Origin of the sequence: Micromonospora costi (assembly GCF_003626655.1) — a bacterium.
Taxonomy (GTDB): Bacteria; Actinomycetota; Actinomycetes; order Mycobacteriales; family Micromonosporaceae; genus Micromonospora; species Micromonospora costi.
The window spans coordinates 1537647-1560471 of record NZ_RBAN01000001.1 but is presented as its reverse complement, the minus strand read 5'-3'; the positions used below and the strand labels follow the sequence as shown (position 1 = coordinate 1560471).

The window sequence follows — 22825 nt, the reverse complement described above, 5'->3', positions numbered from 1 at the left end:
GACTCAGCGGATGCCGGTGGTGTCCTCCGGCTTGTTGGTGGCGCGCGGTGGCGCCGACCACGGTGACTCGCCACCGGTGCGCCGTGGCAGCGGCTCGGTGGGCGTCGAGTCGGGGTACGCCAGCGTGATCGGGGGGGTGTCCCGGTCCGGCGAATCGAGCGGCGGCCAGTCGGTCAGGGTGAAGTCCCGCTTCGGGGTCTCCTCCGTCGTGGTGGCGGCCGCCTCGGTCGTGGGTGCCGGCCAGCTGCGCCAGCGCTGCACGCTGAACGTCGCCATGAGCAGCAGCAGGCCGATCAGGAAGAGGGTGCCGTTCTCCACCGGCAGTTGCAGCGGCAGTGGGTCACCGAACACCTTCCAGCCGTCGGGGATGCGGTCGCGCATCGCGAACGGCGCCGCGAACATCCCGATGTACGGGATGACCAGCAGCAGCCCGGCCACCAGGGGACCGAGTGGCGAGATGCGCAGCGTGCCGAGCAGGCCCAGGAGGACGCCACCGACACCGAGGTAGACGGCCGGCTCGATCAGGTTGGCCGTGTTGAACGTACCGATCTCCGCCCAACGGCCGATCGTCCGGCTCGAACCGTCCTGCCCGAGCGTGACCAGCACCCAGGTGACGGGCGCCACCACCAACCCGGCGAGGAAGCTCCAGAGATGTCGCATCCGCGCACCGTACCGTTTTCGTCATGACCGAGCACCCCTCGACCACGCCGGCCGGCAAGCCGACGTCGTACTCCCGCGTCACCCTCAGCAAGATCATGACCGCCGTGGACGTCAACCTGTACGGCACCGTGCACGGCGGCGTCCTCATGAAGTTCGTCGACGACGTCGCCGGCGCCGCCGCCGCCCGGCACAGCGGCGGCACGGCGGTCACCGCCGCGATCGACGAGATCGTGTTCTCCGAGCCGGTCCGGGTCGGCGACCTGGTGCACGCGCACGCGCAGGTGAACTGGACCGGGCAGACCTCGATGGAGGTCGGCGTCCGGGTGGTGGCGGAGCGGTGGGACTCGGCCGAGGACGAGCCCATCGACGTGGCCACCGCCTACCTCGTGTTCGTGGGCGTCGACGTGGGCGGTGCGCCCCGCCAGGTGCGGCCGGTGCTGCCCGAGACCCCGGACGACGAGCGCCGCTACCGGGAGGCGGAGATCCGGCGCGCCCACCGCCTCGCCCGCCGCCGCGCGATCCAGGCGCACCGTGCGGCCTGACCGGCCGCTTCCCACACAGGGTGGCTGGTGGGGGTGTGGGCCGGGCACGCGTCGTCGGTGGCACCCGGTGCGCAGAATGGCGCTCTGAGGTAGGGCAAGATGGCGCCACGGCCCATTTCACAGTGTCGTGTCGGGGCCAGGGGAGGGTGGAGCAGTGGGTGACGTGCTGTGGACGCCGCCGGCGGACGTACGCGACCGGTCCCGCATCGGGGGCTACCTGCGGTGGCTGCGGGAGCACCGCGGCCTCGACTTCGCCGACTACGACGCGCTGTGGCGCTGGTCGGTCACCGACCTGGAGGCGTTCTGGCGCTCGATCTGGGACCACTTCGACGTGGTGGCGCACACACCGCCGACGGCCACGCTGAGCGACCGGGGCATGCCGGGGGCCCGCTGGTTCCCCGGCGCCACGCTCAACTACGCCGAGAACGTCCTGCGCATGCCCGGCCGGGCCGACGACGACCCCGTGGTCATCGCCCACGGCCAGACCCGCCCGCCGGTCACCCTGACCGCCGCCGAGCTGCGCGAGCAGGTGCGGCGGGTGGCCGCGGGGCTGCGCCGGCTGGGCGTCGGCGCCGGCGACCGGGTGGCGGCGTACGCGCCGAACATCCCGGAGACGTACGTGCTGCTGCTCGCCACGGCCAGCCTCGGGGCGATCTTCTCCTCCTGCGCGCCCGAGTTCGGCACCCGTAGCGTCACGGACCGGTGGCAGCAGATCGAGCCGACGGTGCTGGTGGCCGTGGACGGCTACCGGTACGGCCCGAAGGCGGTCGACCGGCGCGCCGAGGTGGCCGCCATCCGGGCCGCCCTGCCGTCGCTGACGCACACCGTCGGCATCGCGTACCTCGACCCGGCCGGCGCCCCGCCCGAGGACGCGATCGGCTGGGCAGAGCTGGCCGCGCCCACCGACGAGCCGCTGACCTTCGCTCCCGTGGCCTTCGACCACCCGCTCTACGTGCTCTACTCCTCGGGCACCACGGGGCTGCCCAAGCCGATCGTGCACGGGCACGGCGGGATCCTGCTCGAACACCTGAAGATGCTCGCCCTGCACCACGACCTCGGCCCGGCCGACCGGTTCTTCTGGTTCACCACCACCGGCTGGATGATGTGGAACTTCCTCGTCTCCGGGCCGGCCGTGGGCGCGGCGATCGTGCTCTTCGACGGCAACCCCGGCCACCCGGACCTGGGCGCCCTGTGGCGGCTGGCCGAGGAGACCGGCACCACGTACTTCGGCACCTCGGCGCCGTTCCTGCTGGCCTGCCGCAAGGCCGGGCTCGTGCCCCGGGAGATCGCCGACCTGTCCGCGCTGCGCGGCCTCGGCTCGACCGGCGCGCCGCTGCCCGCCGAGGGCTTCACCTGGGTGTACGAGGCCGTCGGCGACCGCCTCCAGCTCCAGTCCCTCTCCGGCGGGACCGACGTCTGCACCGGGTTCGTGGGCGGCGTGCCGCTGCTGCCGGTGCACGCCGGCGAGATCACCTGCCGGGCGCTCGGCGCGAAGGTGGAGGCCCGCTCCGCCGACGGCACCCCGGTCGTCGACCAGCTCGGCGAGCTGGTGATCACCGAGCCGATGCCGAGCATGCCGGTCGGCTTCTGGAACGACCCGGACGGGTCCCGCTACCGGGAGGCGTACTTCGACGTCTACCCCGGCGTCTGGCGACACGGCGACTGGATCACCATCAACTCCCGGGGTGGCTGCGTCATCACCGGGCGCTCCGACGCCACGCTCAACCGGGGCGGAGTGCGGCTCGGCACGGCCGAGTTCTACTCCGTGGTGGAGGGGCTGGATGAGGTCGTCGACTCGGTGGTCGTACACCTGGAGGACGACGAGGGCGGCGCCGGCGAGCTGCTGCTGTTCGTGGTCCTGGCCGAGGGGCTGGAGCTCGACGACGCGCTGCGCGGGAAGATCTGCCGCGAGCTGCGTACGGCGCTCTCGCCCCGGCACGTGCCCGACGAGATCCACCAGGTGCGCGCGGTGCCCCGCACGCTGTCGTCCAAGAAGCTCGAGGTGCCGGTCAAGAAGATCCTCACCGGCACCCCGGTCGATCGCGCGGCGGCCACGGGCGCCCTCGTCAACCCGGAGTCCCTGAGCGCCTTCGCCCAGCTGGCCCAACGCCGCGCCGCGCACGACGAACCCACCCCGACCGCCTGACCCGAAATCCCCGCCGATCTTGCACTTGCTGCCCCGACATAAGGGGCCTGTGCGGGCAAAGCGCGGGCACAAACTGCAAGATCGGCGGGGTCAGGGGAGGTCGCGCGTCACCTTCTCGGCCTCGCGGCGGGCGGGGAGGCGGGACTCGTCCACGTTGCCGCACAGGACGATGCTCGCCCCGGCCGCGAGCGGCGCGAGCAGCCAGTCCACCGGATCGGGGTGCCGGGCGGCGTCGACCAGGACCCGGTCACCGGAGGCGAGACCGGCCGCCGTGGCGCGGGCGCGCGCCTCGGCGAGCAAGTCCTGCTCGACCGGGCCGCCACCGCCGTACGGCGTGAAGTGGTCGCCGTGGCCGCGTACCTCGACCACGTAGTCGGCGAAGCCGGGCGGCACCTCCCGCAGCGGCAGCGCGAACGGGGCGAGGGCGAGCGCGTACCGCTCGCCGGCCGGCCAGGCGTCCGCCTCGCCGACCCGGTCGGCGGCCGCGAAGAGCACGTCGACGGGGCCGGGTGCCTCGGCCACCGTGAGCCCTGCCGACCAGCAGCCGAGCAGCACCGCGGCGGTCTGCCAGTGCGGAGGGAGCAGCACGCCCGCGCTGTCGTCGGGCCCGAGGGCGATCCCGTCGACGAGCAGGTTGCCGGTCTTGGCCACCCAGTTGGCCAGGGTGGCGCCGGAGAGTTCGGTCCGCTCGCCGGTGGCGTCGTCGTACCAGGTGAGCAACGGTCGGGTCGGGTCGGACGCCACCGCGTCGGCGAGGACCCGGGCAATGTTCTCGGCCATCGGCGCGAACGATACGCCCCCGCGGGCCGTACCCGATGGCGACGACAAGTCGGCGTACGGTCGGGTCGCAGTCAGCGTCCGGACCGGGCTCCGGCGTAGGCTTGCCCGGAGTGTTGTTCCCCACAGATCACCAGCTTCAAGGAGTCGCCCCGTGACCGCCGGTCGCCCGCCCCGCGTACTCATCGACGCCACGAGTGTCCCCGCCGACCGTGGCGGCGTCGGTAGATACGTCGATGGCCTCCTCGGCGCCCTCGGCAAGGTGTGCGGGTCGGGCGTGGAGCTGGCCGTCGTCAGCCTCCGCACCGACCTCGAGCGCTACACCCGGATGCTGCCCGGCGCGGAGATCATCCCCGCCCCGGCCGCCGTGGCGCACCGGCCGGCCCGGCTCGCCTGGGAGCAGACCGGCCTGCCGATGCTGGCCCAGCAGGTCGGCGCGCAGGTGCTGCACTCTCCCTTCTACACGTGCCCGCTGCGCGCGGGTTGCCCGGTCACGGTGACGGTGCACGACGCGACCTTCTTCACCGAACCGGAGCACTACGACAAGTCCCGCCGCACGTTTTTCCGCAGCGCGATCAAGACCTCGCTGCGCCGCGCCGACCGGGTGATCGTGCCGAGCAAGGCCACCCGCGACGAGCTGATCCGGCTGCTGGACGCCGACCCGACCCGGATCGACGTCGCCTACCACGGGGTCGACCACGCCGCCTTCCACGCGCCGACCGAGGAGGAGAAGGCCCGGGTACGCGCGCGGCTGGGGCTGGGCACCAGCAGCTACATCGCGTTCCTCGGGGCGAAGGAGCCGCGCAAGAACGTGCCCAACCTGATCCGCGGCTGGGCCCGGGCGGTCGCCGACCGGCCCAACCCGCCGGCGCTCGTGGTGGCCGGCGGTCAGGGGCACGACGACGACATCGACCGGGCGGTCGCCGAGGTGCCGTCGCACCTGCGGCTGCTGCGCCCGGGCTACCTGCGTTACGCGGACCTGCCCGGCTTCCTCGGCGGCGCGCTGGTGGCCGCCTACCCGTCCTACGGGGAGGGTTTCGGCCTGCCGATCCTGGAGGCGATGGCGTGCGCCGCGCCGGTGCTCACCACGCCCCGGCTCTCCCTGCCCGAGGTGGGCGGCGACGCCGTCGCGTACACCAGCGAGAGCCCGGACCAGATCGCCACCGACCTGGCGGCGCTCCTCGACGACGAGCCGCGCCGGTTGGCGCTGGCGAAGGCGGGCTTCGATCGGGCCAAGGAGTTCACGTGGGAATCCAGCGCCGAGGTGCACATCGCGGCGTGGAGCCGGGCCCGGTCCTGACGTCCGTCGAACCGCGCCTTCGCGCGTGCACGGTTCGGGCATGATGTGCTGATGCTCTACGCCGTCATCCCGGCGGGTGGCAGCGGCACACGGTTGTGGCCGCTGTCCCGCGCCGGCCACCCGAAGTTCCTCCACCCGCTCACCGGCACGCCCGCCTCGCTGTTGCAGGCGACTGTGGAGCGGCTGGCGCCGTTGACCACACCCGAGCGGACGCTCGTGGTCACCGGCGCCGCGCACGTGACGGCGGTGGCCCGGCAGCTCACCGGCCTGCCGGAGGAGAACATCCTGGTCGAGCCGTCGCCGCGGGACTCCTGCGCCGCGATCGCGCTGGCCGCCGCGGTGATCGCGCTGCGGGACGCGGACGCGGTGATGGGTTCGTTCGCCGCCGACCACCTCATCGGTGACGCACGGCGCTGGGCGGACACCGTGCGGGAGGCGATGCGCGGCGCCGAGCAGGGGCTGCTCATGACGGTCGGGATCACCCCGACCCGGCCGGAGACGGGCTACGGCTACCTGGAGTGTGGGGACCTGATCGACGGTGGCCCGCTGCGCATGGTCGCCGAGTTCAAGGAGAAGCCGGCCGCCGAGGTGGCCGAGGCGTACGTGCGGTCCGGCCGGCACCTGTGGAACGCGAGCATGTTCGTCTGGCGGGTGGACGTGTTCCTGGCCGAGCTGGCCCGGCAGCAGCCGGCCCTGCACGCCGGCGTCACCGCGATCGCGGCCGCCTGGGGCACCCCGGAGCAGGACGAGGTGCTGGGCGCGGTCTGGCCCACGCTGCCGAAGATCTCCGTGGACTACGCGGTGATGGAGGGCGCGGCGACGGCCGGGCGGGTCGCGACGGTGCCCGGCGACTTCGGCTGGAACGACGTCGGTGACTTCCACACCCTCGGCGACGTGCTGACGTCGGACCACACGGGCAACGTGGTGCTGGGCGCCGCGAAGCCGGGCGTCCTGCTGCGGGACAGCACGGGCCTGGTGGTCGTGCCGCACTCGGGTCGGCTGGTGGCCGCGCTCGGGGTGCATGACCTCGTGGTGGTCGACACCCCGGACGCCGTGCTGGTGTGCCCTCGGGACCGGGCGCAGGACGTGAAGGCCCTCGTCGACGAACTCAAGGAGCGGGGCGAAGAGGGCTACGTCTGAGCGCCGCCCGGGCCGGCGCGACGAGCTGGACGGTCCCGTTCGCCAGCGGCTCGGGCAACCGGTCCGGCGGGAACCAGCCGAGCGCGGTGGACTCGTCGCTGACCCGCTCCACCGCGCCGGCCGGTGCCAGGACGGCGAACCGGACGTCGTAGTGCAGTGAGCCGCCCTGGCAGGCGACGGGGTGGATGTCCACGTCGATCGGCACCGGGTCGATCCGCAGGCCGGCGATGCCGGACTCCTCGGTCGCCTCGCGCAGCGCGGCGCCGGCCAGCGTCCGGTCGCCGGCCTCGCAGTGCCCGCCGAGCTGCACCCAGCGGTGGAGCTTGCCGTGCAGGCAGAGCAGCACGCGGGTGCCGGTGGCGTCCAGCACGAGCGCGCTCGCGGTGACGTGGCCCGGCCGGTGCGCCCGGCTCATCGCCACCGGCCCCGCCGTGAGCAGGTCGAGTGTGCGCTCCCGGGCCTCGGCGGCGGCCGGGCTGGTCGGCTCCCAACCGGCCAGCAACGCGGTCGCGTCGGCGTGCAGCGCCGCGTACGTGTCGACGGGGTCGGCCGCCGGCGACCCGGCGGCGGGCGACGCGGGGCGGGACGGTGCGGGTGGGGCGTCGGGCATGCCGACACTGTACGAGCCGGCCTCGCCTACCCTGGCCGGGTGACCTTGCGACTCGTCGAGTTCGTCGTCGGCGGCAACGAGGCCAGCGACCTGCTTCCGGTCCGGTCTTCGGCGCTGCTGCGGGCCCACGGCGCCCGTCGCGGCTTCTGGACGGTGCTCGACGAGGGGCCGGTGGAGCGTTGCCTGGCCCTGCTGCTGGAGCGCGAGGACGGCGCGTGGATCGCCCACCACGTGGCCGCCGACGCCGGGGCCGAGAACGGCCGGACGGAGGACGGCGAGGCGCTGGCCCACCACGACGGCTGGGTGTACGTCTTCGGCTCGCACTTCGGCTCGAAGGCGGGCCCGCTGAGGCCCCGGCGGGCGTTCGTGGCCCGATTCCGGGAGGAGGACGCGGCGACCGGCGTGCTGCCGGTCCGGGTGGTCCGCAACCGGTTCCGGCTGCACCGGGCGGTCAACGACGCGCTCGCCGGCTCGGCGCTCGTCCCGCTGCCTCCCGGCGAGCGGGTGCGGGCCCGCTTCATCGTGGAGACGCTGGCCCGGGGCACCGCCCGGCAGAAGAGCTGGGTCAGCCGGCTGACCCAGGACGACCTGCCGCTGAACGTCGAGGCGGCCGCGTTCACCCCGACCGGGACGGTGCTGCTGGGGCTGCGCTTCCCGGTCACCGCGGACGGCGAACCGATCCTGGTGGAGCTGGCGGGTGTGCCGGACATGTTCGACGCCGAGCCGGCCTGGCCGCGGGCCGTCGGGGCGTACGCGATCACCGGTGTGACCCCGCCCGGGGCGCTCACCGGCTTCCGGGCCGTCGCCCCGGTGCCCGACGGCGGGTACGCGGCCGTGATCGGGTCGATCGACGCGCTCGGCAAGGGGTCGGTGCTGCTCGACGACCACCCCATGGGCGGGGACGTCACGTCACGGCACATCCGTTTCCGCGCGCCGGACCCCGGTACGCCGGAGGTGTCCGCGCGCGCGGCTCACCTGCTCACCGCCGAGCTGGTCGCGGACCTCGCGCCGTTCCACCACGTGGAGGGGCTCGCGGAGCTGGACGGGAGCTGCTTCTACGTCACGGACGAGGACCACCGCGTGGCGCTCTGGGTGGGTTGACCACGCCGCCCGCCCGGCTCCTCGGGGCGGTGGGACGGCCGGGCGGCACCCCTGCGGTGCATAGGGCCGCAGACCCTCGTGGTGCCGCCCGGTCGCCGGTCCTCCCCGGCCCCGGTGCCCGGATGCCGTGCGCGGACGACGCGCCGACACCGGTGGGCACTGGAAGCATGCCCAACCGGGCCGGTGAACGTCGAGGTTTTTCAGCTCACGCTTAAAGATGGAGATAAGTGCCGGCCGGTAGAGTGCAAACGGTCGCCGGGCACCCCCATGCCGGGCGAGCGGGAGCGCGACATGTTGAAGATTTACTTTTCGGGTGAGGACGTACTGCGGACACGGGTCGCCCCGGCCGCCGACCCGGTCTGGGAGCTGATCCTCAGCCTGCACCTGCTGCAGGGCCGCAGCCGGGATCCGATGATGACCACCTGGCGTCGCAGCGTGGCCCGTGGCCTGCGCCAGGAGAACGCCTCCGACCAGTTCCGCCTCCTGTTCGCGCTCAACCCGCCCCGCGGCTACTTCCCGGACTTCCTCACCCCGTACGCCAGCCTCGGCGGCTTCGAGGCGGGGCTGGACGCCGTCCGGAGCACCCCCACACCGCTGCTGCACCACGACCTGACCGTGCTCGCCGGGGAGAACGCGTTGCCCTCGTCCGCGTCGGCGCTCGCCCGGGGCGAGGCGGACGTCCTGCGGCAGCTCACCGACTCGATGGAGCAGTACCGGACGGTCGCCATCAACCCGTACTGGGGGCGGATCCAGGCGGCCGTGGAGGCCGACCGGACGCGGCGGGCGCGGGCCCTGCTCGACGGCGGTGTGGAGGGGCTGCTGGCCAGCCTGCGGCCGGCCATGCGGTGGGACTCGGGCGTGCTGGAGGTGCGCGACTACCCGGACAGCCGTGAGTTGCACCTCGACGGCCGGGGTCTGCTGCTGGTGCCGTCGTTCTTCTGCGCGCGTACGCCGGTGGCGCTGCTCAACCCGGCGCTGCCCCCGGTCCTCGTCTATCCCGTGGACCGGCTCGGTGGGCTGCTTCCGTCGCCCGGCGAGGGCGGTGGGCCCGCGCCCGGTCGGGAAGCGCTCGCCGCGCTGCTGGGGCGGACGCGGGCGGCCGTGCTGGAGGTCAGCGACGACGGCTGTACGACCGGAGAGGTGGCCCGCCGGTTGAACATCTCGGCCGCGGCGGCCAGTCAGCACACCGCCGTGCTGCGCAACGCCGGGCTCCTGGTCAGCCAGCGCGACCGCAACACGGTCCTGCACACCCTGACCCCGCTGGGCCGAGCGATGCTGGACGCCTGACCGGCGGAGGTCTGCTTTCCGCGGTGATCATGAAGTTATTGCCCCGACACGCCGTGCCGGGAGGCAATAACTTCATGATCACCGGGGTGAGCCGGCGAGCCGGGGCGCGCCGGCGCCGCGCGGTGCCGGCCGGGGTGCCCGGTTACAGCGCCAGGGCGGCGCTCGCCGTGCTGGCGCTGGGCGGTGGCAGGAGCACCGAGGGGATCCCCTCGACGGCCAGGGCGATGCGCAGCCGGTGCAGGTCCGCCCCGAAGCGGACCAGGTCGCTCGGGTCCACCGGGGTCGGCGGGGAACCGAGCACCAGCGCGGTCGCCTCCTGCGGCCAGCCGGGCACCGCGGCGACCAGGCCGGCGCGTACGTCGTCGGCGACGAGCGTGAACACCGTGCCGGGCGCGACCACGTCGGCCACCGCGTCGATGGCCCGCTGGATCGCCGCCGGGTCGGCCGGCGTCGGGCCCGGACCGTCGGGCAGGGTCGCGGCGGCGGCCAGACCGGCGGCCCGCGCCTCGGCGGTACCGAGGGAGAAGAGGTCCTGCGCGGCGTCCCGGACCAGCGCCGAGGCGCCGGCGCCGCCGTCGGAGGTGGCGGTCAGGTAGCCGCGGACCACGGCCACCGGCACCTGGTCGATCTTGCCCTTGATCAGTTCCCCGGCGGCGGCAAGCTCGTCGACGACCGCCATCTGGGTCACCTGGAGTTCGTTGCCGTACGGGTCGAACTCGCCCCGGTGGTCGCGGATGGCGTCCATGCCGGCCACTCCGAGCGCCACGTCGGTGAGCCCGTTGCGCCACGGCCGGCCCATGGTGTCGCTGACGATCACCGCCACGTCCCGGTCGAAACGCTCGCGCAGCGCGGTGCGCAGCGCCCGGGCCGAGGCGTCCGGATCCTTCGGCAGCAGCACGAGGCGGGTCTTGTCGACGTTCGAGGCGTCGATGCCGGCGGTGGCCATCACGAAGCCGTGGTGGGTCTGCACGATCCGGGTCGTACCCCGGCTGGCCACCACCCGGGCCGTCTCCGCGGCCAGCACCTCGTCCCGCGCGGCCTGCCGCTCGGGGCCGTCCGCCGGGACGTCCACGAGCCGCCCCTCCGCCTTCGAGACGATCTTGCTGGTCACCACCAGCACGTCGCCGTCGCGCAGCCAGGGCGCCGCGGTGGCGATCAGCGCCGCCAGGTCGTCACCCTCGGACACGTGGCCGATGCCCAGCACCGGCAGGATCTCCAGCTTCACCGCAACTCCACCGCGGCCCGGACCATCGTCGCCGTCGCCGCCTCGTCTGTCATCCGCAGCGGTACCGCGCGGACCGTCACCTCGGGCACCAGCGTGCCCTCGTCCTCCTCGGCCACCAGCCAGCCGTCCAGCAGGCCGCCCGCCGACCGGCCGCCGTAGAGGCCGCCCACCCCGGCCGCGCTGCACTCGACGCCGAGCACGGCCAGGCAGCGGTCGGCCATCCCGCGCACCGGGGCGCCACCGATGATCGGCGAGACGCCGACCACCGGGGCGGGGCCGTCGGTCACCGCCTCGCGCAGGCCCGGCACGGCCAGCACCGGCGCGATGCTCACCACCGGGTTGCTGGGCGCGACCAGCACGACGTCCGCCGAACCGATGGCGTCCAGCACGCCGGGGGCCGGCTTGGCCGTCTCCGCGCCCACGAACACGAACCGGTGGGTGGGGATCTCGGCCCGGTGCCGTACCCACCACTCCTGGAAGTGGATCGCCCGCTGGCCGCCGTCGAGGTCGACCACCGCGTGCGTCTCGAGCCGGTCGTCCGTGGCCGGCAGCAGGCGTACGCCGGGCTGCCAGCGGGTCGCCAGCGCCTCGGTCAGCGCGGAGAGCGGGTAACCGGCGTTGACCATGGTGGTGCGCACCAGGTGGGTGGCGATGTCCTTGTCGCCGAGGCCGAACCAGGTCGGCTCCGCACCGTACGCGGCCAGCTCGGACTTGACCGTCCAGCTCTCGCCGACGCGGCCCCAGCCCCGCTCCGGGTCGGCGCCGCCGCCGAGGGTGTACATCACGCTGTCCAGATCGGGGCAGACCTTGAGGCCGTGCAGCCAGAGGTCGTCGCCGACGTTGACTACGGCGGTCACCTCGGCGCCCACCTCGCGGGCGTACGCGCGTACGCCGACCAGGAACCGGGCGCCTCCGATGCCGCCCGCGAGAACCACGATGCGCATGACGACCATCCTCGCGCACGCGACGCCTGCGGTCCGCCGGTGGCCGGGGAGACTAGGCTCACGTCGGCAACTGTCCGCTTTCGCCCAAGGGGGAGCTCGTGACCAGCCCCGCCGAGCCCACGTCCGCAGACGCGACAAAGGCCCGCCAGCTGACCAAGCCGCTACGCGAACTGGCCGCCTTCGTGCTGCTCGGCGCGAACGCCGTGCTGCTCTTCGTCGCTCTGATCCGGCTGCTGACGCCCGCCGGATTCGGAGACTTCACCGACCGCGCGGGCAGCACCTACCTCGATTTCGTCGGCCTGGAGCCGACGGTGCTGCCGCTGCTGGCGGTGCTGCTGGCCACGCACATCACGCCGGTGCTGTCGCAGGCGAAGACGATCACCCAGGTGGCGCTGGCGGAGTACGCCGTGGGCGTGCTGTTCGGCGCGTTGACGTTCCTCATCTGGATGGTCGGCCGGCTGGCCGACGGTGAGGTGCTGGACGCGCTGCTCGGCCTGCTCACCCGGCTGGCCTGGCTGGCGATCTTCGCGGTCGCCGCCTTCGCCGTCTACACGATCTGGCGGGCGATGTACTACGTGCCGAAGCCCAAGCCGCAGCCGGGCGTCTACGGCTCCCCGCAGCCCGGCTGGCCGCAGCAGCCGGGCGGTTGGCCGGGCGCCGGCCAGCCCGGTGCCCACCCGGCTCCCGGGCAGCCCCAGGGGTACCCGGCCCCCAACCAGCCCGGCGGCTGGGCGGCGCCGAGCCAGCCCGGCGGCTACCCGGTGACCCCGCACGCCGGCCAGCCCGGGGCGTACGGCCAGCCGACCCCGCCGTTCGGCGGCGCCCCGCAGTCGGCGCCGCCGTTCAACCCCGCGCCGCAGTCCGCCCCGCCGGCCAACACGGCCCCGCCCTCGGCGCCGCCGTTCGGGCAGCCGCCGTCGGCCGACCCGACGCAGGCCATCCCGCGCCAGCCGGCCGAGCCCACCCAGGCCATCCCGCGGCCGACGGATGGCGAGAGCGACCGCACGCAGCACATCAACCCGGGCGAGGACCCCGACGCACGGCGCTGACCCACTCGTCGGCACCGCCCGTGCGGCCCGCGCCGGCGTACGCAGTTTCACGGGAATAGTGGCTTCCCCGCGGCGGGAGGCCACTATTTCCATGAAAGAACCTCGACCGGGCGTGCGCCGCGCCTCGACCGGCCGTGCGCTGCGCCTCGACCGGCCGTGCGCTGCGCCTCGGCGGGCGCCCGACGGCCCGTGGTGGTGCGGGCGTGACAGGTGTGGTTGCCCACGGTCCGGGCGGAGGCGGCGGCGCCGCGCCGCTCACGTCCTAGGCTGAGCGGATGGTTGATCGCACCAACTCCGGCCCCACCGAGGCGAGCGTGCGCAGGGCCCTGCGCCGGGCCGCCACCGGCCGGGCGCTGGACGTCGACGAGGCCACCGCGCTGCTGGGCGCGCGCGGCGACGCCCTCGACGAACTGCTCGGCATCGCCGGCGGCATCCGCGACGCCGGGCTGCGCGAGGCCGGGCGGCCGGGCGTCGTCACGTACTCGAAGAAGGTCTTCATCCCGCTGACCCGGCTGTGCCGGGACCGGTGCCACTACTGCACCTTCGCCACGGTGCCGCACCGGCTGCCGGCCGCCTACCTGGAGAAGGACGAGGTCCTGGCGATCGCCCGGGAGGGCGCGGCGCAGGGCTGCAAGGAGGCGCTGTTCACCCTCGGTGACCGGCCGGAGGAGCGCTGGCCGGCGGCCCGGCGCTGGCTGGACGAGCGGGGCTACGACTCCACCCTGGACTACGTCCGCGCCTGCGCGGTGGCGATGCTGGAGGAGACGGGCCTGCTGCCGCACCTGAACCCGGGCGTGCTCTCCTGGTCGGAGCTGCAACGGCTCAAGCCGGTCGCGCCGAGCATGGGGATGATGCTGGAGACCACGGCGACCCGCCTCTGGTCCGAGCCGGGCGGCCCGCACTTCGGTTCGCCGGACAAGGAGCCGGCGGTACGGCTCCGGGTGCTCGACGACGCCGGCCGGGTCGGCGTGCCGTTCACCACCGGGATCCTCATCGGCATCGGCGAGACCCACGCCGAGCGGGTGGACTCCCTCTTCGCGATCCGTCGGACGCACCGGGAGTACGGCCACCTCCAGGAGGTGATCGTGCAGAACTTCCGCGCCAAGCCGGACACGGCGATGCGCGGCATGCCGGACGCGGAGCTGCACGACCTGGCGGCCACGGTCGCGGTGGCCCGGGTGCTGCTCGGCCCCCGGGCGCGCATCCAGGCCCCGCCGAACCTCATCGAGGGCGAGTACGACCTGCTGCTGCGCGCGGGCATCGACGACTGGGGCGGTGTCTCGCCGCTCACCCCCGACCACGTGAACCCCGAGCGTCCCTGGCCGCACCTGGACGACCTGGCGCGGCGTACGGCGGAGGCCGGCTTCACGCTGCGCGAGCGGCTCACCATCTACCCGGAGTACGTGCGGGCCGGCGACCCGTGGCTCGATCCGCGCCTGCTGGCGCACGTGAGCGCGCTGGCCGACCCGGAGACCGGGCTGGCCCTCGAGGACGCCCGCCCCGAGGGCCGGCCGTGGCAGGAGCCGGAGGAGGTCTTCGGCGGGCGGACCGACCTGCACGTCACCATCGACACCACCGGCCGGACGGGTGACCGGCGGGGTGACTTCGACAGCGTCTACGGCGACTGGGCGGAGGTGGCCACGAAGGTGACGGCCGCGCCGGCCGCCGCCGGCGACCACGACCTGCGGGCCGGGCTGCGGCTGGCCGCCGACGACCCGGCCGCCCTGCTGGACCCGCGGCACACCGACGCCGCGCTGGCTCTCTTCGGCGCGGATGGTCCGGCGCTCGACGAGCTGTGCCGCCTCGCCGACGACGTGCGCCGGGCGACCGTCGGCGACGACGTGACCTACGTGGTGAACCGGAACATCAACTTCTCCAATGTCTGTTACGTGGGCTGCCGGTTCTGTGCGTTCGCGCAGCGCGAGCGGGACGCGGACGCGTACCGGCTCTCGGTCGACCAGGTCGCCGACCGGGCGGAGGAGGCGTGGGCGGCCGGCGCGACCGAGGTGTGCCTCCAGGGCGGCATCGACCCGAAGATGCCGGTGACCGGGTACGCGGACATCGTCCGCGCGATCAAGGCGCGGGTGCCGGAGATGCACGTGCACGCGTTCTCGCCCATGGAGATCGTGACCGCCGCCGCGAAGGCGGGGGTGCCGGTGCGGGAGTGGCTGACCCAGCTGCGCGAGGCGGGGCTGGACACCATCCCGGGCACCGCCGCCGAGATCCTCGACGACGAGGTCCGGTGGGTGCTCACCAAGGGCAAGCTGCCGGCCGCCGCCTGGGTCGACGTGGTGAGCACCGCCCATGAGCTGGGCATCCGGTCCAGCTCCACGATGATGTACGGACACGTCGACCACCCGGGGCAGTGGTTGGCCCACTTCCGGGTGCTGGCCGGGGTGCAGGACCGCACCGGCGGGTTCACCGAGTTCGTGGCGCTGCCGTTCGTGCACACCAACGCGCCGATCTACCTGGCCGGCATCGCCCGTCCCGGCCCGACGTGGCGGGAGAACCGGGTGGTGCACGCCATGGCCCGGCTGCTGTTGCACGGCCGGATCGACAACATCCAGTGCTCGTGGGTGAAGCTCGGCGACGCCGGCACGGTGGCGATGCTCCAGGGCGGCTGCAACGACCTGGGCGGCACGCTCATGGAGGAGACCATCTCCCGCATGGCCGGCTCGGCCAACGGGTCGGCCCGTACCGAGGAGCAGTTGCGGGGCATCGCGGCGGCGGCCGGGCGGCCGGCGCGACGGCGGACGACCGCGTACGGGCACGCCACCCGCTGAGATCGAACCTTTCCGCGCCGCCGGCCGTACCACCGCACGCCGGCGGCGGCGTGGCGAGAACCGCCGCCGGCACTCCACGTGGGGCCGGCGGCGGCGACGTCCGGGGCGGGCCCCGTCCGCCCCCGCGGGCTCTCCCGCGCCGCCGGAAAGGTTGCCATGACCAGTGACGAGCGGACGCGGCGCTGGCCGCGCCTGACCCGCCGGCAGACGCTCACCGCGGCGGCGAGCGCGACACTCGGCGCCGCCGCGCTCACCGTGCCCGGCCTGTCGGCCGCGCAGAACACCGGGCGCGACGCGACCGCGGCCGAGGAGCCCATCATCGTGCACCTGCGTGACGCCGCCAACGGGACCATGGACGTCTTCGTCGGCACGTCCCGCATCGAGGTCCGCGACCGCGGCCTGGCCGAGCGGCTGCGGCGCGCCGCCCGCCGCTGACCACGAGCCCGTCGCAGTTCCCGGCCCGTCGCGGCCCTTCCGGCGCCCGACCGGCCGTCGAACCCGTCCCCGCAAAGGTTGGTCCGTCATGTCTTCCCACCGCGAGGCCCCGGAAATAGCCAAGGATCCGGTCGCCGATTCCGCCGACCTGTACGCGTTCGTGAGCCCCGACCGCCCCGACTCCGTGACGTTGATCGCCAATTACGTGCCGCTGCAACGTCCGTCGGGCGGCCCGAACTTCTTCGAGTTCGGCGACGACGTGCGCTACGAGATCCATGTCGACAACGACGGCGACGCGCGGCCCGACGTCACCTACCGCTTCGAATTCACCACCGAGGTCACCAATCCGAACAGCTTTCTCTACAACACGGGTCCCATCGAGTCGCTGGACAGCGGCAACTGGAACCGGCGGCAGTTCTACAGCCTGACGCGGGTGGCCGACGGGCGGGAGCACCGGCTCGCGCACCGGCTGCCGTGCCCGCCCTGCAACGTCGGCCCGCTCTCCACGCCCGCGTACGCCGAGCTGGCCCGCCAGGCCACCTTCCGCCTCTCGACCGGGGAGCGGGTCTTCGCCGGCCAGCGGGCCGACGGCTTCTTCGTGGACCTGGGTGCGGTGTTCGACCTGGGCACCCTGCGCCCCTTCCAGCAGCTGCACGTGGCCGGCCGGAAGGTGTTCCGCGTCGAGGGGGAGCCGGTCAACGCCACCGACCGGATGAACGTGCACAGCATCGCGCTCCAGGTGCCGTTCGACCGGGTGCGCCGCCCGGCGGCCCGGTACGGGGTGGGGGACCCGGCCTCGGTGATCGGGGTGTGGACGACCGCCTCGCGTCGGCAGGTCCGGGTGCGGGGCGGCGACGCGGGCACCGACGTGGCCACCGGCCCGTACGTGCAGGTGTCCCGGCTGGGCAACCCGTTGTTCAACGAGGTCATCGTGCCGATGTCCAGAAAGGACCTGTGGAACTCGTTGCCACCGTCGGAGGACAAGCGGTTCGCCCGCTTCGTCGAGCAGCCGGAGCTGGCGGCGCTGCTGCCGGCGCTCTACCCGGGCGTCTTCCCCAACCTGGCCCGGCTCACGAAAGCGAAGACGGCCCGGGCGGACCTGGTGGCGTTGCTGCTCACCGGTCTGCCGTCCGGGTTGGTCGACGGTTTCACGAACGCGACCGGTGAGGTCCAGGCCGACCTGCTGCGGCTGAACACCGCGATCCCGCCCAGCTCCCGGTCGGACCGCTTCGGTGTGCTCGGCGGCGACCTGGCCGGTTTCCCCAACGGCCGCCGGGTCGGCGACGACGTGGTCACCGTGGCGCTGCGGGCGATCGCGGGGCTCACCGTGCCGCTGGTGGACCGGGCGTTCCGGCCGGACGCGGCGGCGGCCACGGTCACCCCGGGTCTGAGCGCCGCCGACGTGACCGCGCCGTTCCTCGACCGGTTCCCGTATCTGGGTGTGCCGTACGACGGTGTCACGAGCCCGGCGGCGGCGTGACGGCGCCGGGCGGGCACCGGCACGCGTACGGGCCGACGGGGACGGGAAGCGTCGTGCTGGAACTGGGCGGCGACACGGGAGCGCTGATCATCCACACCGGACCGGATCTGCACGGCACCGAGATCGAGATCAGCCCCGCCGGCCGGGGCGGCGTGCCGCGTACGCACGCCGCGGTCCGTGAGCGCCGGGCCCGCGACCGCACCTTCCACAGTGCCGTCTACCCGGACCTTCCCGCCGCCGTCTATACCGTTTGGTGGGACGAGCGGACGCCGGCCGGGTCTATCCGGGTGACCGGTGGGGCGGTGGCGGAGTTCGTCTGGCCGACCAGCGCCCGTGCGGGCCCGCGCTGACACCCGGACCGGCTCCGGCCACCGCGCCCTGTCCACATTGTGGGCAGGGTGCGGTCGTGGCCGGCCGCTCGACAGGCGGTCCGGCCCGACTCGCGTTAACCTGTGCCCCACCAAGATCAGCATTGCTGTCGGGGGTCGCCGCCACGGCGTTCCGTCGACGCCCGAGCGGCCGGAGGGGGAGCGCCACGGCAGAAATCTCCGGCAACTCGCCGGAGAGGGCGTTACTCGGTCGGGGTCTGAATCGATAGGGCAGGTTGCGAGGGCCGGGTGGCCGGATGGCCGTCCGGGGCGTGTCGGGAGGGCGACTCCATTATCAAGTTCGGCTTGACGGCGCACGCATTACACGCGTGTAATTTGAATGGGGTTGTTCGCACGGAACGCATCAAAAGGGGACCGGACGGACAAGCACGCCTTTCGCGTGGGGGGTTGCAGCGGCGATGACGCCGGTGCGCGACAAGGAGGCAATTGATGGACGGCCAGCTTGAGGTGGCCGACCTGCTCGGAAACGCGCCGGAGTGGCAGGAGCGGGCGCTGTGCTCGCAGACCGATCCGGAAGCGTTCTTTCCCGAGAAGGGCGGCTCGACCCGTGAGGCGAAGCGGATCTGCTCGCGTTGCGAGGTCAAGACGGAATGCCTCGAATACGCTCTCGGTCACGACGAGCGGTTCGGGATCTGGGGCGGCCTCTCCGAGCGGGAGCGGCGGAAGCTGAAGCGGCGGGCCGCCTGACACGACGCCGGGCGCGGGCGGTGGGGGCCGCCCGGCTCAGGTGTCGGACAGCGGATCGACGCGGTCGGGGTCCCGTGGGGGCGGGACCCGTCAGGCCAGTTCGTCCGGGTCGACGCCGAGCAGGTTCGCGACCTGCTCGATGATCACGTCGTGCACCAGGTCCGCGAGATCCTCGCGGTCCATCGCGCGGAATTCGAGCGGCCGGCGGTAGAGCACGATCCGGGGCGGGATCTCCTGGCGGCCCGGCCGTCCCGGCAGCAGGCGGGCCAGCGGCACCTCGCCGTCCTCCAGCACGTCGGAGTCGTAGACGTTCAGCTCGGGCGGCACGTCCTCCACCGCGAACTCGACCCCGGCCAGTTCCTTCGCGAACCGCCGCTCCAGCGTCTCGACGGTGTCGAGGACCAGGTCGTCGAAGACCTCGGCCTTGGTGCGGGCCAACGGCACGGTGGCCGGTACCAGCCGTCCGCGCAGGCCGCGCCCGTGGCGGTCGCGGTGGGCGCGCCGGCCGGAGCCGGGGCGGCGGTGTTCCGGGCTCGTCATGAGGCACAGGGTAGCCCGCGAGCCGGCCTGGCCTGCGGCAGCGCCGGCGGTCGGGCGCGCCGGAGCGCCGACGGCGTGTCGGGGCGGGCGAATTGTGATCACCACGACGGGCGTGTCGTAACGCGAACCGGTGCGCCGGACCCGGTAATGGAGATACCCTGCCGCCGTGAGGTCACCACGGCGCTGCTCCCGTAACGGCTGCCCCCGGCAAGCGGTCGCCACATTGACCTATGTCTACAACGAGTCGACCGCCGTGGTCGGCCCCCTGGCGGCCTTCGCGGAACCGCACACGTACGACCTCTGCGAGCCCCACGCCCGCACACTCACGGCCCCTCGGGGCTGGGACGTCGTACGCCACGAGGGCGAGTTCGAGCCCCCGCCACCCACCACCGACGACCTGGTCGCCCTGGCCGAGGCGGTCCGCGAGGCCGCCCGCCCGGCGCCACGCCCGCCGGAGGACGACGACCCGCAGGCGCACGCGACCGGCCGTCGCGGCCACCTCCGGGTCATCCCGCCGAACCGCTGACCCGCCCAGGGTCAGCCGAGCGGCACCTGCACCGCCACGTCGTGCCGCGGGTAGTAGCTCTCCACCTGGTCCGCGCCGTACTTGTCGCGGAACATCGCCACGATGTGCTCCACCCGGTCCGCCTCGGTGATCGGGGTGACGCTCGCGCTCACCGCCGTACCGTTCGCGGCCACCTGGATCATCGGCGTCCGGCGGACGTTCTTGTACCACTGGCTGTCCGACCCGGTGACCGGCACGAGGAACATGCTCTCCTCCTCCTGCACGAACCACACCGGGTGGGAGATCTGCCGTCCGCTCCGGCGGCCGGTCACGGTGATCTCGACCTCGCGCTCGCCGGCGAACGCGTCCCGGGCTGCCTCCATGCTCACGTTGGCCTCCGTCACGAGCCTCGACCTGCTCCTGCCTGCCAGGCTAGGGAGCCGGACGCCCGCACGGTGCCGGTTCCCGCACACCCGCCCGGCCGTCAGTGGCCGAGGAAGCGGCCGAACAGCGCCGCGCGCCGCGACGGGCGGCCGGTGCGGGCCTCGGCCGCGTCGGCCGAGAACATCACCCGCAGGCCGGCGTTGACCGCGAGCCAGCGCAGCGGTTCCGGCTCCCAGCGCGGTGACCGGTGCCCCACCCACGGCAGCGCCGTGAGGTCGCTCTCCGCGCCGAGGATCAGGTCGGCGAGCGTACGGCCGGCGAGGTTCGTGGTCGAGACCCCGTCGCCGACGTACCCACCCGCCCAGGCGAGCCCGGTCGCCCGGTCCAGCCCGACCGACGCCGACCAGTCCCGGGCCACCCCGAGCGGCCCGCCCCATTGGTGGGTCACCGCCACGTCCGGCCCGAGCACGGGAAAGAGCTCGCCCAGCGTACGGCGCAGCGCCGCGAAGACCGCCGGCTCCCGGTCGTAGCCGGACCGGACCCGGGACCCGAAGTGGTACGGCGCGCCGCGCCCGCCGAAGGCGAGCCGGCCGTCCGCGGTGCGCTGCCCGTAGATGACGACGTGCCGGTGGTCGGAGAACGTCTCCCGCTCGGCCAGCCCGATCCGCGCCCAGGTCTCCGCCGGCAGCGGCTCGGTGGCCACCATCAGCGAGTAGACGGGCACCACGGCCCGCCGCTGCCCGGGCAGTTGCGGCGTGTAGCCCTCGGTGGCCCGGACCACGACGGGTGCGCGTACCCGGCCGGCGGGGGTCACCGCGGCCCCCGGCCGGATCTCGTGGACGGGGGTCCGCTCGTGGATGGTCACCCCGAGGCGTTCCACCGCCCGCGCGAGGCCCCGCACCAGCTTCGCCGGGTGCACGGCGGCGCAGTGCGGGGTGTACGTCCCGCCGCGTACACCCTCGGCGGCGCAGCGGGCGGCGGCCTCGCCGGCGTCGAGGAGCGCGAGGTCCTCCGGGCCGAAGCCGAACGCCCGCGCCTCCTCGACGGCGGCGCGGGCCCGGCCGAGCTGGGCGTCCGTGCGGGCGAGCACCACGGTGCCGCCGGACGCCCAGTCGCAGTCGATGCCCTCGGCCGCGACGGCCCGCCCCACCTCCCGTACGGTCGCCTGCATGGCCCGCTGCACGGCGGTCGCCGCCTCCCGGCCGTGCCGACGGGCCAGGCCGGTGAGCGAGGTGGGGAACAGGGCGGAGCACCAGCCGCCGTTGCGGCCGGACGCCCCGTACCCCGCGATCTCCCGTTCGAGCACCACGATCCGCAGCGCCGGGTCGGCTCTGGCCAGGTAGTACGCCGTCCACAGCCCGGTGTAGCCGGCCCCGACGATCACCACGTCCGCGTCGGTGTCGCCGGGCAGCGGTGGCCGCGCCGCCAGCGGCTCGTCCACGGTGGACAGCCAGTACGACAGCTCCCGGTAGGGCACGGCGGTCAGAGCCGTCGCCACGCCTCGGTGAGCACGGCGCGCAGGATCTGTTCGATCTCGTCGAACTGCCGCTGGTCGGCGATCAGCGGCGGCGCGAGCTGCACCACCGGGTCGCCACGGTCGTCCGCGCGGCAGTACAGACCCGCCTGGAAGAGCGCGGTCGAGAGGAAGCCGCGCAGCAGCCGTTCCGACTCGGCGTCGTCGAACGTCGCCTTGGTGTCCTTGTCCTTGACCAGCTCGATGCCGTAGAAGTAGCCGTCGCCCCGGACGTCGCCGACGATGGGCAGGTCGTGGAGCTTCTCCAGCGTGGCGCGGAACGCGGCTTCGTTGGCCCGGACGTGCCCCACCAGGTCCTCCCGCGCGAAGACCTCCAGGTTGGCCAGCGCCACGGCGCAGGACACCGGGTGGCCGCCGAAGGTCACGCCGTGGGCGAACATGCCGGTCTCGGTGAGGAACGGCTCCATGAGCCGGTCGCTGGCGATCATCGCGCCGAGCGGGGCGTACCCGGAGGTGATGCCCTTCGCCGTGGTGATGATGTCCGGCTGGTAGCCGTAGCGGACGGCGCCGAAGTACTCGCCGAGCCGGCCCCAGGAGCAGATGACCTCGTCGGAGACGAGCAGCACGTCGTACGCGTCGCAGATCTCCCGGACCCGCTCGAAGTAACCGGGCGGCGGCGGGAAGCAGCCGCCGGAGTTCTGCACCGGCTCCAGGAAGACCGCCGCGACCGTGTCCGGCCCTTCCCGCTCGATCGCCCGGGCGATCTCGTCGGCGGCCCACCGGCCGAACGCCTCCGGCGAGTCGCCGTGCTCCGGCGCCCGGTAGAAGTTGGTGTTCGGCACCTTGATGCCGCCGGGCACCAGCGGCTCGAAGTCGCTCTTGATGCCGGGGAGGCCGGTGATGGACAGGGCGCCCATCGAGGTGCCGTGGTAGGCGATGTACCGGCTCACGACCTTGTGCTTGGTCGGCTGGCCGGTCCGCTTGAAGTACGCGCGGGCGAGCTTCCACGCCGCCTCGACCGCCTCGGAGCCGCCGGTGGTGAAGAAGACCCGGTTCAGGTCGCCCGGCGTCAGCGCGGAGATCTTCTCGGCCAGCTCGACCGCCTTGGGGTGGGCGTAGGACCACAGCGGGAAGTACGCCAGCTCGGCCGCCTGCTTGGCGGCCGCCTCGGCCAGCTCGGTGCGGCCGTGGCCGGCGTTGACGACGAACAGGCCGGCGAGCCCGTCCACGTAGCGGCGTCCCTGGGAGTCCCAGACGTACGCGCCCTCGCCGCGCACGATGGTCGGCACCTCGGAGTTCGCGTAGCTCGCCATCCGGGTGAAGTGCATCCAGAGGTGGTCGGTGACGTTGGCCATGTCAGCCCCATC

Annotated in this window: 22 protein-coding genes; 13 read left to right on the top strand and 9 right to left on the bottom strand. The window is 73.8% G+C overall.

Translation table 11 applies throughout. The annotated features are described in order from the left end of the window. Positions 1 to 3 precede the first annotated feature (3 nt). On the bottom strand, positions 4 to 660 hold the full coding sequence (locus tag D7193_RS07030) for a hypothetical protein (protein WP_120778482.1): 657 nt from the start codon (positions 658 to 660) through the stop codon (positions 4 to 6). Between the two features lie 23 nt (positions 661 to 683). Here D7193_RS07030 and D7193_RS07025 point away from each other — a divergent pair, with 23 nt between their 5' ends. Both D7193_RS07025 and D7193_RS07020 read left to right on the top strand, forming a co-directional pair. Then, positions 684 to 1202, top strand: coding sequence for an acyl-CoA thioesterase (locus tag D7193_RS07025; protein WP_120778481.1), 519 nt, complete (start codon positions 684 to 686; stop codon positions 1200 to 1202). A gap of 154 nt (positions 1203 to 1356) precedes the next feature. Further along, the gene (locus D7193_RS07020) at positions 1357 to 3348 is read left to right on the top strand and encodes an acetoacetate--CoA ligase (RefSeq protein WP_120778480.1); all 1992 of its coding nucleotides are present in this window, start codon (positions 1357 to 1359) and stop codon (positions 3346 to 3348) included. A 90-nt stretch (positions 3349 to 3438) separates the two neighbouring features. Here D7193_RS07020 and D7193_RS07015 read toward each other — a convergent pair whose 3' ends face one another. Beyond that, positions 3439 to 4128, bottom strand: coding sequence for a TIGR03089 family protein (locus D7193_RS07015; protein ID WP_120778479.1), 690 nt, complete (start codon positions 4126 to 4128; stop codon positions 3439 to 3441). A 151-nt stretch (positions 4129 to 4279) separates the two neighbouring features. Between D7193_RS07015 and D7193_RS07010 the strand changes: the two genes are divergently transcribed. Beyond that, positions 4280 to 5425: a glycosyltransferase family 4 protein gene (locus D7193_RS07010; protein ID WP_120778478.1), complete on the top strand. Its 1146-nt coding sequence runs from the start codon at positions 4280 to 4282 to the stop codon at positions 5423 to 5425. Between the two features lie 51 nt (positions 5426 to 5476). Then, positions 5477 to 6565 carry a mannose-1-phosphate guanylyltransferase gene (locus D7193_RS07005; RefSeq protein WP_120778477.1) on the top strand — a complete coding sequence of 363 codons (1089 nt, stop codon included), beginning with the start codon at positions 5477 to 5479 and terminating at the stop codon, positions 6563 to 6565. Here the strand turns inward: D7193_RS07005 and D7193_RS07000 are convergent. Further along, positions 6534 to 7175, bottom strand: a complete 642-nt coding sequence (locus D7193_RS07000) for an NUDIX hydrolase (RefSeq protein ID WP_120778476.1) — start codon at positions 7173 to 7175, stop codon at positions 6534 to 6536. The genes D7193_RS07005 and D7193_RS07000 overlap by 32 nt on opposite strands. A 39-nt stretch (positions 7176 to 7214) precedes the next feature. Here D7193_RS07000 and D7193_RS06995 point away from each other — a divergent pair, with 39 nt between their 5' ends. Together D7193_RS06995 and D7193_RS06990 are read left to right on the top strand one after the other, a co-directional pair. Further along, positions 7215 to 8276: a hypothetical protein gene (locus D7193_RS06995; RefSeq protein WP_120778475.1), complete on the top strand. Its 1062-nt coding sequence runs from the start codon at positions 7215 to 7217 to the stop codon at positions 8274 to 8276. Between the two features lie 291 nt (positions 8277 to 8567). After that, on the top strand, positions 8568 to 9563 hold the full coding sequence (locus D7193_RS06990) for an ArsR/SmtB family transcription factor (protein ID WP_120779316.1): 996 nt from the start codon (positions 8568 to 8570) through the stop codon (positions 9561 to 9563). Between the two features lie 142 nt (positions 9564 to 9705). On the opposite strand, the gene D7193_RS06985 is transcribed toward D7193_RS06990, so the two are convergent. Both D7193_RS06985 and cofD read right to left on the bottom strand, forming a co-directional pair. Beyond that, a complete protein-coding gene (locus D7193_RS06985) occupies positions 9706 to 10788 on the bottom strand; it encodes a coenzyme F420-0:L-glutamate ligase (RefSeq protein ID WP_120778474.1) in 1083 nt (360 codons plus the stop codon). Further along, the gene (cofD, locus tag D7193_RS06980; protein WP_120778473.1) at positions 10785 to 11732 is read right to left on the bottom strand and encodes a 2-phospho-L-lactate transferase; all 948 of its coding nucleotides are present in this window, start codon (positions 11730 to 11732) and stop codon (positions 10785 to 10787) included. Before cofD ends, D7193_RS06985 begins: the two co-directional genes overlap by 4 nt. Positions 11733 to 11830: 98 nt before the next feature. Here cofD and D7193_RS06975 point away from each other — a divergent pair, with 98 nt between their 5' ends. The 6 genes from D7193_RS06975 (at position 11831) to D7193_RS06950 (ending at position 18555) form a co-directional block, all read left to right on the top strand. Further along, the gene (locus D7193_RS06975) at positions 11831 to 12781 is read left to right on the top strand and encodes a hypothetical protein (protein WP_120778472.1); all 951 of its coding nucleotides are present in this window, start codon (positions 11831 to 11833) and stop codon (positions 12779 to 12781) included. Positions 12782 to 13056: 275 nt separating this feature from the next. Beyond that, entirely contained in the window at positions 13057 to 15564 is a 2508-nt protein-coding gene (locus tag D7193_RS06970) for a bifunctional FO biosynthesis protein CofGH (protein ID WP_120778471.1), read from the top strand. 156 nt (positions 15565 to 15720) lie between these two features. Next, positions 15721 to 15999 (top strand): hypothetical protein, encoded by a 279-nt coding sequence (locus D7193_RS06965; protein WP_120778470.1) that lies wholly within the window; start codon positions 15721 to 15723, stop codon positions 15997 to 15999. 88 nt (positions 16000 to 16087) lie between these two features. After that, positions 16088 to 17479, top strand: coding sequence for a DUF4331 domain-containing protein (locus D7193_RS06960; protein WP_120778469.1), 1392 nt, complete (start codon positions 16088 to 16090; stop codon positions 17477 to 17479). Beyond that, positions 17476 to 17829 (top strand): phospholipase, encoded by a 354-nt coding sequence (locus D7193_RS06955; protein WP_120778468.1) that lies wholly within the window; start codon positions 17476 to 17478, stop codon positions 17827 to 17829. Before D7193_RS06960 ends, D7193_RS06955 begins: the two co-directional genes overlap by 4 nt. Positions 17830 to 18297: 468 nt before the next feature. After that, a complete protein-coding gene (locus D7193_RS06950; RefSeq protein WP_007455784.1) occupies positions 18298 to 18555 on the top strand; it encodes a WhiB family transcriptional regulator in 258 nt (85 codons plus the stop codon). Positions 18556 to 18645: 90 nt separating this feature from the next. Here the strand turns inward: D7193_RS06950 and D7193_RS06945 are convergent, their stop codons facing one another. Next, positions 18646 to 19095, bottom strand: a complete 450-nt coding sequence (locus D7193_RS06945) for a metallopeptidase family protein (RefSeq protein WP_120327726.1) — start codon at positions 19093 to 19095, stop codon at positions 18646 to 18648. 166 nt (positions 19096 to 19261) lie between these two features. Here D7193_RS06945 and D7193_RS06940 point away from each other — a divergent pair, with 166 nt between their 5' ends. Beyond that, positions 19262 to 19621 (top strand): DUF3499 domain-containing protein, encoded by a 360-nt coding sequence (locus D7193_RS06940; protein ID WP_120778467.1) that lies wholly within the window; start codon positions 19262 to 19264, stop codon positions 19619 to 19621. A gap of 11 nt (positions 19622 to 19632) precedes the next feature. Here D7193_RS06940 and D7193_RS06935 read toward each other — a convergent pair whose 3' ends face one another. The 3 genes from D7193_RS06935 to D7193_RS06925 all read right to left on the bottom strand — a co-directional run bounded on the left by D7193_RS06935 (position 19633) and on the right by D7193_RS06925 (position 22813). Beyond that, the gene (locus tag D7193_RS06935) at positions 19633 to 19983 is read right to left on the bottom strand and encodes a nitroreductase/quinone reductase family protein (RefSeq protein WP_120779315.1); all 351 of its coding nucleotides are present in this window, start codon (positions 19981 to 19983) and stop codon (positions 19633 to 19635) included. A 101-nt stretch (positions 19984 to 20084) separates the two neighbouring features. Then, positions 20085 to 21461: an NAD(P)/FAD-dependent oxidoreductase gene (locus D7193_RS06930; protein WP_120779314.1), complete on the bottom strand. Its 1377-nt coding sequence runs from the start codon at positions 21459 to 21461 to the stop codon at positions 20085 to 20087. 5 nt (positions 21462 to 21466) lie between these two features. Further along, a complete protein-coding gene (locus D7193_RS06925; RefSeq protein ID WP_120778466.1) occupies positions 21467 to 22813 on the bottom strand; it encodes an aspartate aminotransferase family protein in 1347 nt (448 codons plus the stop codon). Positions 22814 to 22825 lie beyond the last annotated feature (12 nt).

Excerpts from the sequence above, each read along its gene's own strand:
- D7193_RS07030 (WP_120778482.1), bottom strand. The coding sequence starts at position 660 with ATGCGACATCTCTGGAGCTTCCTCGCCGGGTTGGTGGTGGCGCCCGTC.
- D7193_RS07025 (WP_120778481.1), top strand. The coding sequence starts at position 684 with ATGACCGAGCACCCCTCGACCACGCCGGCCGGCAAGCCGACGTCGTAC.
- D7193_RS07015 (WP_120778479.1), bottom strand. The coding sequence starts at position 4,128 with ATGGCCGAGAACATTGCCCGGGTCCTCGCCGACGCGGTGGCGTCCGAC.
- D7193_RS07005 (WP_120778477.1), top strand. The coding sequence starts at position 5,477 with ATGCTCTACGCCGTCATCCCGGCGGGTGGCAGCGGCACACGGTTGTGG.
- D7193_RS07000 (WP_120778476.1), bottom strand. The coding sequence starts at position 7,175 with ATGCCCGACGCCCCACCCGCACCGTCCCGCCCCGCGTCGCCCGCCGCC.
- D7193_RS06990 (WP_120779316.1), top strand. The coding sequence starts at position 8,568 with ATGTTGAAGATTTACTTTTCGGGTGAGGACGTACTGCGGACACGGGTC.
- cofD (WP_120778473.1), bottom strand. The coding sequence starts at position 11,732 with ATGCGCATCGTGGTTCTCGCGGGCGGCATCGGAGGCGCCCGGTTCCTG.
- D7193_RS06970 (WP_120778471.1), top strand. The coding sequence starts at position 13,057 with ATGGTTGATCGCACCAACTCCGGCCCCACCGAGGCGAGCGTGCGCAGG.
- D7193_RS06965 (WP_120778470.1), top strand. The coding sequence starts at position 15,721 with ATGACCAGTGACGAGCGGACGCGGCGCTGGCCGCGCCTGACCCGCCGG.
- D7193_RS06960 (WP_120778469.1), top strand. The coding sequence starts at position 16,088 with ATGTCTTCCCACCGCGAGGCCCCGGAAATAGCCAAGGATCCGGTCGCC.
- D7193_RS06950 (WP_007455784.1), top strand. The coding sequence starts at position 18,298 with ATGGACGGCCAGCTTGAGGTGGCCGACCTGCTCGGAAACGCGCCGGAG.
- D7193_RS06945 (WP_120327726.1), bottom strand. The coding sequence starts at position 19,095 with ATGACGAGCCCGGAACACCGCCGCCCCGGCTCCGGCCGGCGCGCCCAC.
- D7193_RS06935 (WP_120779315.1), bottom strand. The coding sequence starts at position 19,983 with ATGGAGGCAGCCCGGGACGCGTTCGCCGGCGAGCGCGAGGTCGAGATC.
- D7193_RS06925 (WP_120778466.1), bottom strand. The coding sequence starts at position 22,813 with ATGGCCAACGTCACCGACCACCTCTGGATGCACTTCACCCGGATGGCG.